Origin of the sequence: Klebsiella sp. 1SOBk10mer, assembly GCF_046602535.1 — a bacterium.
Classification (GTDB): Bacteria; Pseudomonadota; Gammaproteobacteria; order Enterobacterales; family Enterobacteriaceae; genus Klebsiella; species Klebsiella quasipneumoniae.
Genome location: NZ_JBKIUP010000026.1, coordinates 1 through 12,969 on the forward strand (window position 1 = coordinate 1; position 12,969 = coordinate 12,969).

Consider the following 12,969-nt stretch of genomic DNA (forward strand, 5'->3'; position numbering starts at 1 on the left):
GCGCTGAACAAAATGACGAAAGCAGGTATGCCTGAAAGCGTGCGTATTGCCTGAAAACACAACCCGCTACGGGGGAGACTTACCCGAAATCTGATTTATTCAACAAAGCCGGGTGGAGATTTCGCTCAGTTCTGCACCGCTTTCAACTTATACAAACCCTGCAAATTTTGTAGAAAAGGAGTTTGATTCACCGGCAAGGCGTGAGGAATGGTGATAGAAGCCAGGCTATTTGATAGGGCTGTACGTCAGGCACTGCCCTTAAGGAAGGTGCGATTTGCGAGCAAGGGCGCTTAGCATCGGAGTTAGCGGGCCGTCAATATGGGAGTTAGCGAGCACACAACCAGCCGCGAAGATCCCCGCGTCATAGCGACATAGAGGTGTCGTGCATCCATCTCTTCCGGGGATGTGATGACTGCCACCTCCCCTTCCAGTCCCTTTAGCAACAATGTGCTGCCGATTACACGCCGGGCCAATGGTCGACTCTCGTGGCGATTGCGTTCGCGCTCGTTTACCGTGGCGTCTGCAAATGTGCAGCCTCCGGCAGCAGCCGACTGCAAGGCGCGCAAACAACAGCGCAAAACCTCTGGCCGATAGACCCGCGCATTATCCTGGCGGGTCAGAAGGCGCAGTGCCTCAGCGGCCAGCGTAAAACCGGGTCTCTCTGCAAATGCCACTAACGCTGCTTCGGCAACCGTCGGCGGGTTGCGGGCTCGCCCTCTTCGTAGCGTTTCCAGACGGGGCAGCAATGCTGCGGGGCCAACTTGGGTCATGACGCCTGCGGCAAACTGCACCAGGCGCGTCAACGCATCCGCAGCGTCTAGGTTAAACGCTGCACCAAAGTCGGTAAGGTCGACTAAATCGACGGCTTCGACGGTCGTTGCTCCCGGGGTCTGGCTGGCCATCTGCTGACGCCCGCGGGTGTCATAGCTGTTTCCAATCACCAGTACCTGCCCGTTTGCGGTGACAGCGCGTGTCAGGGCTGCAGTAAGGCGCTGCTGAACAACTGTTTCTGCCCGTAACGGCACCCAGGTCACCTCAGCAGGCACCTGGCGAAGGTCAATGGCGTTACCATTCAGCAACATCCGTCGGCAGTCCAGAAGCCAGCGACCGAGCTCCGGCGCCCCTGCGTTAGCCCAGCGCCATGGATGATTGAGCTCACCAATCAGTGGAAAGTGAGAGAGTACATGTGCATCCCAGTCCACGAGCTGGTTCCCCCGAAAGCCAAAAATGGCCTGCATGGGGTCACCCAGTACACAGGCAGGCAGCACCGTTGATAGCGCGGTTACCAGTGCATGTTGCACCAGGTTGCAGTCCTGGTATTCGTCCACGATGAGGTGAGCGTAACTGGCCGCCAGAATATCATTGAGATGCCCTGCCTGCAGCAACTGGCAGGCAGCCTGCCGTATAGCGGGATAGTCAGTTCTGCGATTGCGTAGTTGAAGGACCTCAACATTGAGCCCACTCCGCGCCGGAAACATCGCCACAAGACGCATGGCAAATCCATCAATGGTGGCGATACGGTAGGCCACGGCAGAAACCCCGGCACGTTGCATACGCAGACGCAGTGTTGTCACACCCGCGTTGGTGTGCGTGAGGATAAGTACCGGCCTGGTCCCCGTATGCAGGGCCAGGGTATCCGCAATGATTTGTGTTTTACCGCACCCGGCCGGGGCCGTAATCGCCCCCCGATGATATTCCAGCAGGTTGTAGTCAGGCGGCATGTGCCCACCAGTAAAGCCGGCTAATCAGCGCCTGGAACCCGGCATCGGACGCGGGGAGATGAGGACCGAGGATATCGTGCGCCACATCCTCATACCGGGTCACCGATTTAAACCACCCGTTTCGTCGGTTACGCGCAGTGAGTCCCAATAGTTGTCGTATTTCAGGAGAATAAGGCCCCCCAATCAGGTGCCGCTGTTGCCGAATATGGGCAAGCGTTACCTGACCGTTGGATTGCGTCTGGATATGTGCCGCCACCAGTTCCTCCTCCATAAGCTCAATGCCTCGTTGAAGCAGCGCGTCGACGCCTGCATCCGGCAGGCTCATAAACAATTCATCCTCCAGCGCGCGACCGGCTCGCCATGTGATATGTTCTCCACCCGCAGCCTCGAAGGCCTCGACCGTCGCCGGGGTGGGCGGCTTATCCGCATCCACCAGAACCAGCACACGGTAGCCAAGTCGACTCAGTGCTAGCCCACGCACAAAACATCGGTCAGGCTCTCCTCCACCAACATTCACGAATGCGGTTCCTGCACTAAGCATGGAATTACCGTTGAGGGAGGTCCAGTAGTGATCCAGCCCGCGGATTAACCCTACCTCGCTCGCCCCTTCACAGACGATCACGCTACGCGCCAGAAAGGCTTCGGGGTCGGCCCGGAGCGTACTTTGAATATCATCGGAAATGCCCACCGGCAGCACCAGGTGGGGTGCTGTCGGATGGCCCCGCACGACAAAGAGCTGGTTGCCATTAAGCTCACGCACGGCCACGGGAGAGTGTGTGGTCAGAAAAACCTGAAGTGGCGGCGGTGTTTCCCTGGCCCCCAGTGAGTTCAGTAACCGGGTAAGCCGATGCGGTTCGAGTCCGTATTCCACTTCATCGACCAGCGCCACGGAGGCCCGTTGCGCGGCAGCACGCTGCATTCCTGCCACCAGAAGACGGGACGACCCCGTACCAAGAGAACGCAGCGGCACACCAGCGGCGTTGTGCAGCGCAATTGCACCATCGCCGATAGAAACCGCGTGAGCGTCCAGTAAGGCCTGAGTCCGACCACCGACCGGCACACCCAACTCATTGGCCTTCTGAGTAACTACGTCCAGCGTTGCCGCGAGTTGTACCGCTGCCTGACCACCGAAACTGGTTCGGGCCTGACGCGCAGCATTTGACAGTTCAGCCCCCAGATTAGGGCGCTCCTCCGTGAGCCGATTAAGCACCGATCCGCGTGCCCAGGACAAATTTGAGCTTGCATAGGTGCCAAGTCTCGCCGGTGCGATGAGCAGCCGATCTTTCCAGGCCAGATTGCGTTCCTGACCTAGCACTTCGGCACGCTGAGACACCAGCGTCCAGTTAGGCTCCAGTTCACTGTCGACGCTAAGCCGCAGACACAAAACCGTTTCCAGCCCGAGCTGGGGCTCTTCCTGTATCTGCCCCGTCGCGCTGTTGAATGCCTGCAAATAATTGCCGTAGGTTTCCATTGTCCTCAGCGCATCCGGCAATGACCCCAGGGTCAGGGTAATACTGATGGGCTGAGTCACATCGAGACCAAAAAAATCGGTGTCGCTGAAACTGACATTACGCCGCGCCCCCAGGCACAAATCTATAGCGTCAAGAATGGTGGTCTTGCCACTGTCCCCAGGGCCCATGAGGCAGTTGAGCCCTGGCGAAGGCAACCAGGTCAGCAAACGAATAGATCGGAAGTTCTGGATTTCAACTTTACAAACTCTGACCATGGGACTCTCCCTCTTTTATTCTTTTTGTCCACTCGCCTGTCGTAAAGATAACTACAAATGCGCAGCCAGTGCACTGACACGGATAAAAGTAACGCCCCCGAATTTCTTAATCAATGATATATAGCCTGTTTTACTGACATATCTGACAGCGGGTGGATTTCCTTCAATTTATTGATGTAACACCATACGAACTACATCAGCCTCCACCAGAATATGAGGTGAAATTGTTGCGCACCGATTAATCCGTGTGTTCTGGTCAAACTTTTGGTAGCCATACTTAAGTTCCATTGCGCACGCTGATAGGTAAATCTTGGGTACTTCTGACAAGTAACTTGAGGAACAAAAATGCGGGGAAGCGAAGAAAAATCTACGCCGGATGTTTTGGACTCTGCCCAGTTGGTACGTATTGAAGCCGTACACCGGGGATTCCTTTATCAGCACTTGTATGCCGTTGGCTGCTTGCTGCTGGCACAGAAAGCCAGCGTGGAGGCAGTGACCGTTGAGCTGGATGAGGATATTGAGCTGAACTCCGGGCAGGAGCGCATTTACGTTCAGGTTAAAACCCGCCTGAAACCCATCATTCTCAGCGATGTGTCTGGCGCGCTCGCGCGGTTTCGCCTGCTGACGGTAATCGATCTCTACACGCGCGAATGTCTGGGGATCTGCGTGGGCCAGAACCTGCGCTCTTCAGAAGTGGCGGAGATGCTGGACACTATCGCGTTGAGACGCCCATTACCGCAGCTACTGAAGACAGATAATGGCTCTGAATTTGCAGGGAAAATGCTGGATAAATGGGTGTACGAACGTGATATCCGGATCGATTTCTCACGGCCAGGCACGCCCACGGATAATGCTACGGTGGAGTCATTCAACGGCAGGCTGCGGCAGGAGTGCCTGAACGAGAACTGGTTTATGTCCAAGGAGGATGCCCGGTGCAAAATCGAGGTCTGGCGCATACACTATAACCAGAGTCGTCCCCATTCTGCACTGGGCTGGATGACCCCGTGCGAATTCGCCGAGAAATCTGCCGGTTGCCAGAATAAGCAACCAACCTGAAGCCGGTTATTCCTGATTATGCATGGATCATATTCGGGGTCAGGGTCAGGTCAGTCCATTACTCACTGACGGTTGTATTTAATACTGGGGGGCAGGTCACATGGTATTTTACCTGTTCAGAACGCTGAATGAAGTACGGGAAATTACGGAACACTCGCAGAATGAGTACAACAGCGAGCGTCCCTATGGTTCCCTTAAGAACCTGACGCCGAAGGAATACCGGCTGTTGGCTGATTAAACGGAACTCTCAAAAGTGAGTGAAGTAAACTAGGTTTGCTTACACTACTTGTCTTTGGCCTCAATATGTATGGACTCCTTTAGTGAGTTAGTATCGGGTAGAGCTTTAATCCACATATGATGGGCTTCTGTAGCAAAACTAATCACTTTTGATATAAGTAACTTATCAGCACCAACATCGCTGGTTTCCTCGTAATCCTCTGTTTTGTATTTGTAATGAATTAGAGTAGTTTCGATTTTTCTCTGTGCTGTTCTGTAAACTGACCAAAGATTTTGAGGTTTTCTTAGCTGAAGCCATGCGGTAGAAAATGCGGCTATCGCCGATAGTACTGATGGAATAACCTTTGACAACCACACGCCTTCCCCGAGACTGACGAATAAAGGAGCAAGTAACGAACAAATCATTACTCCACGAAAGCACCAAATACTTTCAGCTTTGTTGTGATCTGCTTTCGATTGAAAATGCTTTGCTTGACCTAAAGCGTAACTCGCCGCTGATTCTGTGCCTAAATCGTTTAAATTAGACATACATTACCTCAATTTATAGTACTTGTTTGTTGTTTATTCTACAGTTTCTAGCTAATAGAAATTTAAGCGATAATCCTAACCAATAGAATAATTCAAAACTTTAAATAAGTTCTTTTATTAACCCATACACAGCCTTAGCAGATATCAAAGCGGCTACTCTATGATACTCATCTCCCTTATTAGTATTACCGTTATCTACGACAGACTTAGCACTGAAGTAGTTTGGTTTTAATGGAGAGCGTCGTGCAGCTTCATAAAGTGCGTAAGATTCCATTTCAAAGGCAGTCTTTTTTCTATGTTGTGAAGTAATGTAGTCCAACATCTTCTCGTCAGCAATTACACTACTACCACTAGATGTTGTTGCGGTATATATTTTCACATCTAAAGTTGATGACCCATCTACCATTTCAGATTCTGAAAGATGCACACCTTGCGCGACTGCATCAACAAACCCATCTTCTTTTACAATTCTATTGATAGCGATTTCGGTATCGTGAATCAGTGGAATTGAATAACTTTCTGGTACAAAACCTTTACTTGTCCATTTACCTGCATCATGCTGATCGCACTGCGAAGGAATGACTATGTCGTAAATGTTAGCATTCCCCTCTATACCAGCACAAATACCACTCATGCAGATAATTTTGGGTTCGAATAAATCAATAGCTCGCGCACTAACGATAGATGTATTAACCAATCCCATTCGTGGAGGGACAATTATAAGGCCTTTATGTCCTTCAATCATCATATCCTGACAAGAAAGTCCATACTTGATTGAAGTCTTGGGCTTTGCGTAACCGGCCTCGATATAAGCAGCTGCTTCTTTCTCTAAAGCACAAACAATAATAAAATCATAAGTAGTCTTTGGGATGCATAACTCGATCTTCCTAAAAAAAGCCGATTTCCATTCGTCAGACCCCTGCTCATAAGTTATTACATTGATGTCATATTTATTGAGGTTTGAAAAATTACTTTCAGCTGAGTCTGAAAATTGAGTGATTGCAATAACTGGTGTCTTATAGTTTTTAGACTCATAATCTCTAATTAGCTCTATAATTTTCGAAGTAACATCTTGAGGCTCTTCCTCATCCTTACCAAATATAGGCAGAACCAAATCAGCAACTACTAAATCAAATTTTTCCTTGGTTATTTCTGTGTTGAATTTAAAAATAGAATCGCATTCTTTAATGTTTATCTCAAATCCAATCCCATTTAAGACACCCTTGATTTCCGATAACTTCTGCGGATTATCTTCTACAACTAAAACTTTCATAAATTATCCAATATGCTTTTCAAATGTTCTTGCCAAGACGATTCTTCCTCTTTGTACTCAATACAAGCCATGACATTACACCCTAACTGCGTCTTGAATTCAATTTTAGCTTGAGTTAAATCGTAAAACTTACCTGAGATATCTATATCAGGGTATTGAGTTACGACGATACATGGGTCATTCCTCTCTAAATAATTTAGTTCGAGCAGCACATCAATCCCTCCTGTTAGAAGAGATGTTGGAGAACCGCCGCCAATAACGGAAGGATGACTGGGCAGCGCCATATCCACTAAAATCAGATTAAAAATGTCACTATTAACAATGTTAATAGCTTCAGCTAAGCTTCCAGCTATCTTGATTTCTGGATCCGAATAGTAGCCAATCAAAAATTGGACTAAGCTGTCAGCCTTAAAACTATCGTCTTCGATAATCAATATATTTTTCATAGATGGCCCAACCTGTAAATCATATCGATGCAAACTTTTCGTTTAACACATTCTATGGTAATTATTTCAAAGTTCTCGTCATACTTGTCTAGGTGGTAAAGTTTTTTGATGCCACTCAAGTTTTCGACAGTTTGGGCTGTATCAATCTCAGCATCATCTAAATCGACTTTAAGTAATTGATTAATAGTAAATTCACTCGAAGAATCACAGATTTCTGAATCAAATTTCACGCGGACAAGTGCACTTAATTCATCACGCTCAATTGTGAAATTTCTATAAACACTACCTGCATTTTTACCATGTTTTGCAGCATTGAAAACAATGACGTAGAGAGCATCATAGAGTACATGATAAGCACCTCCTATTAATTCGATGTCGTGGTCTTCATCAAAGCTAGTGTCTGGTTGAAAATTTGGAAAGCTCTGCTTAACTTCAGTTACCACTACTTTATATAACAGGTTCAATGATGCTTTAGGTGATATACTTTGAGGTTTTTTGAACCAACTATACATATCAGTCAATTTGTCATTTACTAGGCGCTGAACTTCCCTATAAAAACTAGACACCCTCGATTCGTCCATTTTTGTTTGTAGCGCTTTTCTCTTAATTTCATTCAACAAATCTAAATCTACAAGATAATTTTTTCTACTTTTCAAAAAGCCATGAACAGATCTCATATCAATCTCAGCCAGCCTCCAACAATACTCATTAATTAATAAAATAGCGTTGTATGAGCTTTCGCTTTTATCGAAATCAGAATAGATATTGTTAATGCAGCCGTTCAGGACTTCTATTTTGTTATGACCTGTGATTTCTGGAGAAAGAAATCCTTCAAATGTACTGCCATTCTTTATATGAAGTTTATTTTTAACAATAGAGTCCACTTCATTTTTGTAACTTTCTTTAAAAGCTCCCCATAAAGGGAATATTAAAGGATCATCAATAATATCATCATAAGTTTGCTCTATATCATTAACTACGCTATGATACAAATGGCCTTTAAAAGTACCATGTCGAAGTCTTCTACCTAAATAAGATGCTATACCAAATAGGTTATTAGAGCAAAACTCTGAATAACACTTGGAAATTATTTGAGTGATTTGTGGTTCATTTGTATTAATCACTTCCTTATCATGCAGTGAAAACGAAAGCACTGTCGTTAGGTCTTGCGCTATTTCATCTTGCATCCACTCCAAAAACTTAGAAGTATCTACATATATTCGATTGTCGTCTAGTTCACCTTTGACGAGGTTAATCTTGTGATCTATTCTTAAGTTTTTTGCTCTCACCTTATAGTTAGTATCACCAGTTAGATCCCCCATCCAATCATGAAGACTAGCTCTAGTTTCTGTAATTTTCTCAGTCGTACCTATGACATGACTAAGCTTAGATATAAAATCTTCCGTACATACCTCATATGTGAATTCAGCAACAGCTTGAGACTTTTTAGCGACACTATCTATAAAATTAACTAAGTTTGATTCATTATACTTAATTATATAGTTTTGTAGCTTTCTACGTAATTTATAATGGTCAGCTTCATTTTTGCTTCTCTTGTAAATCAACAATAACAACACAATCTCGGATAGCTCGCTTGGTGAAGACAGTATAAAATTTTTGATAAAACTGATATTTATTGTTCGTGCTAAATCTCGAGTGTTCTCCATTAATCGGAGTAATACATCTTCAGTGGTAATTATCATGCCTTCATTTATATGGATCATTAAATTTAGGAGCGCTGAATTTGAAATTGACGACTTATTTACGGACAACTTGCTCCCACCAAACTCCAACAAATTCTCACTGGTAAGAATTTCTTCAATACCTTCAACTCTTACATTTTTGATTATTCTCAATACTAATTCATCATTCATTTCAAAGTATGGAGATTCAGGAGAGTCATTAAAGTGGTCAATAAGCAATCTATACTCAACAACTTCATCATTCTCTAGCCAAGCACAACTACGTTGGAAAAAAACTCCTTCTGAATCTTCATATTGCTCTGTTAGATTTACAATTTCCTGAATAGGCTTTGAGTTATTGTCAATTAATTTAAAAACCCAATCGATATTGATGTATTTAGATTTATCAAAAAGATTACTATTCACTTTCGTAATAATGATGGCATCCACTAAACTTGACTGCAAACAACTTTGCGTCAATTGAATCAGGTCTGCAGTGTTTTTGGCATGTGGATGAAATCCAATCCGTAGTAAGTCTCTTGTAAATTGATTGAAAACTCCTCGGTCTTTCGTAGACATTACAGATTTTTTAACGCTTAAATAGTCTTGTTCTTCTTTAAAACAATAAAGTAAAGTGTTTACTACGTTACTTCTTACACCATATGATGTAATAATCCTTGAAAGGCTATCAAATTTAGACATCTCATCGCTGGATATAACAAATATTGCTTTCCTTAATAAAAGATGACTATGACCATGATTTTCTATAGCTTTATTTATTAGTTTTTCTGCTAAAAAAAGATCATTTTGATATATACTTTCGTTTATCTCAAATAAATCCTCAAGGAATTTTTCAACTTTTCTTTTATTTAACTTTATTGCGTTATCTATATACGAAAGATTTTTTTCCAAACCTAAAGCATCTAGCCTTATGAAGTCATCTTTGAACTGAGGCTCTTTAGGAAATAAATCTGGAAGTAACTTGCGACCTATTGACAACGCCTTGACTGCATTTTCTGCTTGGTACAACTCAGTGACATTACATTTTTCTCTTAGATTATTCATCAAATCTATAGAGTCTGTATCACTTCCAGATGCAATCGCCCTAACTTTATTTCGTGTAGAGTTCTTTAACATTCTTAGAACGGCAGAAATATTACTTTTATTATCAAATGGAAAAATCATTATATACCTATTTTTTAATGCTTTTGGCAATTGAAGTGCCGTTACGTTAGAGACGATAAGCTATTTACAAATACCTAACCTATCAGCCGCAGGACGCTGAGCCTCATTGCGACAGGTCGACAGGGACAAACCACTACCTGCCCAAAAGCTCATGCACGCAATTGTGCATTGCCTGAACATTCCTAACAGAGATAGTGGGCAGCTTGCGCGCCTGAGCTGGGACAATCGGAGAGTCATCTAGATTGAAAAGCCATACCTTAATCTTGCCATATTCCTGCTGATTTATTGCCAGACTCATTTCGTCATAACACCACGGGCTCTGGGCATACTGACGGCTCCAAAGAACTGCACAAACATCGCTGCGAAGAACCGCTTGCTCAATGGTTGCTGTGATCATCTGATCTGACCTGATCTCATCGTCACCAACTAGGACCTCAATACCCTCTTTTACTAGTACGGCCCGTAGTGCATTGGCCATTTCGGCGTCCTGATGAGCAAAACTAACAAAAACCATTTTCGGTCTCTCTAAGAGACGGCTCGGCTGCATTCGATCTAACATGAGTCGATTAGCTATCTCAATCGTATGTTCAACACCATCGACGTCGCACAAAACGCTTGGGTCAAAACCTGGATTAAGTCTCGACCAATCTCGGCGCTCGTATGAGCGCTTCGCCACTCCACCGAGGAATGCAAACGGAATGATCGGAAGGCCCCTGGCCTCAGCAAGATGCAAAAGTGTACTAGCCGTTTGCGAAACCTTCCCTCCCAGAGCAACAACCACATCAGCTTTCTCCAGCGCCTGAATCTGGGCCAAAAACCAGGACTGGAACCATGCGTCTTCCTCATTGCCCTCTGGACCAGGGTAGTTCCAATCCTGGATTACGAGGCCAGGTCGTCCAAGCGTTTTGCGTAGAAGGCATCGCTTTTCCTCAACTGTTGGATGACTGGGACTATGGAACTGGATTAATCCACCACACTTAGAGTCCGCATAGCCCATTGCTGCGTAGTAGTCGACCGAATCAGTAAATGGGCTGCATATAAGTAGCTGTGCTCCCGCTTTCGCGAGAACATGCCCAAGGGTCAACGACGCCTTGTTCAAACGTGGGAGTTCAGCATCAACATCTGCGGTCTCACCGGTGTGACCACCTATGACGAATACAGATTTCACCCGAGAATCAAGCTGCAGATGTGGCGATGGCGATAATGCGACCTGCGCCAATTCTTCCTCAGCTCCGAACATCCCAGCTTGGACAGTGTGAATAAAAAACGAAACAGCGTTTCTAGCGGACAAATTTCGAAACTTACCTTTAGCTGTGTCTTCAATTTTTTCTTTTCGAGCGTCCGCGTAGTCAGAAATGCCGCGGATGGCCACAGTTCGTGGAGCCGTTGTGCGAACAGTCGCGGCATCGTATACACCTGCCGACTCCATTTCTAGGGCCGCAACCTTACGATCATGTTCACGGATGATCCAATCCACAAAACCCTTGCCTTTACCTACTGCTGGGCCGCTGGCCAACTTACGGTCGTCACCGGCAAAGAGCTTACAGCTACCTCGTAGGATCAGTTCATTGCTAGCAAGGGCAAGCTGTACCTCTTCTGAAATGAGTTCAGCCTTGGCAATCTGAGTGTCTTGCTGCCAACGTTTGTAATAGTCGCCACTGGTGTGTGCGAAAAATTGAAACCTATTGAGTAGTCTCAAAGAGCTTTGAAATTGGTTACCTGAGGTAGTAAAACTCCAGTTTTTACCTTCCCCATGGGTCGCTGAATTTGCCATGTACTCATTCACAGTGTCCGGTATAAATACATCGCCAGGTTCCATGTCGTTTACCAGTGATCCTGCTATGCCTAGCACCACGATGTTGGCCGGATTCAGCTTCTCGATAAGTGCTGAAGTAAGACTAGCGGATCGGGTATTGCCCATTTTTCCTGCCGGGAACACAGCAACTTCGAAGCTTCTGTTAAGAACAGGCGAGTCGATATTGCCGAAGAAACCTGTCAGTGCAACACCTACCTGCTCTTGGGATTCAAAATCTGATCCTAGCATATCTATAACGACATCAAACTCCTCGCTTAGAGCCACGTAAAGCAAGATATCGATAGCCTTACCCATACTTATTACCTTCCTAAAGTTGATGTAGGCGGCTGGATCTGCGGCGCGCAGCAACCACTAAACTGAAACGTTCGTGTTGTTCTTAAAATCAATAGCTTGAATTTTATTGCACTTTATCAAATTCATTAAGCGGTAAGTGTGACGGACATAACCTACATCCGAACCCACGAAGGCTGGATGTATCTGGCCCTGGTGGTTGACCTGTTCTCCCGAAAAGTTATCGGCTGGTCAATGCAACCCCGCATGACAAAAGAGATTGTCTCGTATGTCGGAATTCTTTTTCTGAATGGATCAGGATATCGGGTCAGGGACAAAGGCCTCATGCAAATCCAATCAACCCTGACAATGCTACCGCCCTCAGAGAGCTGTTCTGATTAGATTTTGGTGTATCTAAATGTTACTAAGATTCATAAATTATTCAAGAAGACAATCAGATACAACCTAAATCTTGATTTGCCGGGTTATACGATTAATTTGGGAAATGCTGTAACTAAGTAAGTTGCCGAGAAATGCACATTAGGCGCCCATTTCCTACTAGTTCATGAAGTTATCTGGAGGTAGACTCAACTATATATAGTGAATATACATTGAAATCATGTGGATAGCTAAATTTTGGTATATGAACTAAATTCTCACACAACATAAGTTAAATAGCCTCCATGAGTATTTTACTTCATGGTTTTTTGGTGCAACCACTGAAATCAGCATGTAGAATCGCCACGGATAATCTAGACACTTCCGAGTCGTTGATAATACTGGTTTTCATATTCTGTCGGTGACATCTGATTGCTCGAACCATGCCGACGCTTACTGTTATAAAACATTTCGATGTAACCAAAGATATCGCTGCGGGCTTCTTCCCGCGTTCCGTAGATCTTTTTCTTTATCCGTTCGCGGGCTTTGTTGAATAAATCAGATTTCGGGTAAGTCTCCCCCGTAGCGGGTTGTGTTTTCAGGCAATACGCACGCTTTCAGGCATACCTGCTTTCGTCATTTTGTTCAGCG

7 protein-coding genes and 5 pseudogenes are annotated in these 12,969 nt (G+C 45.3%); 4 read left to right on the top strand and 8 right to left on the bottom strand.

The window, feature by feature from the left end; translation table 11 throughout:
* Positions 1–302: 302 nt before the first annotated feature.
* Together ACLH1I_RS25785 and ACLH1I_RS25790 are read right to left on the bottom strand one after the other, a co-directional pair.
* Complete coding sequence (locus tag ACLH1I_RS25785; protein WP_001134628.1) at positions 303–1,721, bottom strand: UvrD-helicase domain-containing protein; 1,419 nt, start codon at positions 1,719–1,721, stop codon at positions 303–305.
* On the bottom strand, positions 1,711–3,447 hold the full coding sequence (locus tag ACLH1I_RS25790) for an ATP-dependent nuclease (protein WP_064171884.1): 1,737 nt from the start codon (positions 3,445–3,447) through the stop codon (positions 1,711–1,713). The genes ACLH1I_RS25785 and ACLH1I_RS25790 overlap by 11 nt, the downstream gene beginning before the upstream one ends.
* A gap of 345 nt (positions 3,448–3,792) precedes the next feature.
* Here ACLH1I_RS25790 and ACLH1I_RS25795 point away from each other — a divergent pair.
* The 3 pseudogenes from ACLH1I_RS25795 to ACLH1I_RS25805 all read left to right on the top strand — a co-directional run.
* A pseudogene (locus tag ACLH1I_RS25795) lies at positions 3,793–4,008 on the top strand (hypothetical protein); the annotation flags it as partial.
* A 48-nt stretch (positions 4,009–4,056) separates the two neighbouring features.
* A pseudogene (locus tag ACLH1I_RS25800) lies at positions 4,057–4,503 on the top strand (integrase core domain-containing protein); the annotation flags it as partial.
* A 106-nt stretch (positions 4,504–4,609) separates the two neighbouring features.
* Positions 4,610–4,741: pseudogene (locus ACLH1I_RS25805) on the top strand (integrase core domain-containing protein); the annotation flags it as partial.
* 44 nt (positions 4,742–4,785) lie between these two features.
* Here ACLH1I_RS25805 and ACLH1I_RS25810 read toward each other — a convergent pair.
* The 5 genes from ACLH1I_RS25810 to ACLH1I_RS25830 form a co-directional block, all read right to left on the bottom strand.
* Positions 4,786–5,268 (bottom strand): DUF4231 domain-containing protein, encoded by a 483-nt coding sequence (locus ACLH1I_RS25810; RefSeq protein ID WP_074188320.1) that lies wholly within the window; start codon positions 5,266–5,268, stop codon positions 4,786–4,788.
* Between the two features lie 100 nt (positions 5,269–5,368).
* Positions 5,369–6,541, bottom strand: coding sequence for a response regulator (locus ACLH1I_RS25815; RefSeq protein WP_032238613.1), 1,173 nt, complete (start codon positions 6,539–6,541; stop codon positions 5,369–5,371).
* Positions 6,538–6,987 carry a response regulator gene (locus ACLH1I_RS25820; RefSeq protein ID WP_010431201.1) on the bottom strand — a complete coding sequence of 150 codons (450 nt, stop codon included), beginning with the start codon at positions 6,985–6,987 and terminating at the stop codon, positions 6,538–6,540. Before ACLH1I_RS25820 ends, ACLH1I_RS25815 begins: the two co-directional genes overlap by 4 nt.
* Positions 6,984–9,884 carry a hypothetical protein gene (locus tag ACLH1I_RS25825; protein WP_198090431.1) on the bottom strand — a complete coding sequence of 967 codons (2,901 nt, stop codon included), beginning with the start codon at positions 9,882–9,884 and terminating at the stop codon, positions 6,984–6,986. Before ACLH1I_RS25825 ends, ACLH1I_RS25820 begins: the two co-directional genes overlap by 4 nt.
* 103 nt (positions 9,885–9,987) lie before the next feature.
* Positions 9,988–11,964 carry a TIR domain-containing protein gene (locus ACLH1I_RS25830; protein WP_064171859.1) on the bottom strand — a complete coding sequence of 659 codons (1,977 nt, stop codon included), beginning with the start codon at positions 11,962–11,964 and terminating at the stop codon, positions 9,988–9,990.
* 138 nt (positions 11,965–12,102) lie between these two features.
* Here ACLH1I_RS25830 and ACLH1I_RS25835 point away from each other — a divergent pair.
* Positions 12,103–12,222: pseudogene (locus ACLH1I_RS25835) on the top strand (DDE-type integrase/transposase/recombinase); the annotation flags it as partial.
* 470 nt (positions 12,223–12,692) lie between these two features.
* On the opposite strand, the pseudogene ACLH1I_RS25840 reads toward ACLH1I_RS25835, so the two are convergent.
* Positions 12,693–12,860, bottom strand: a pseudogene (locus ACLH1I_RS25840) (IS3 family transposase); the annotation flags it as partial.
* Between the last annotated feature and the right edge of the window lie 109 nt (positions 12,861–12,969).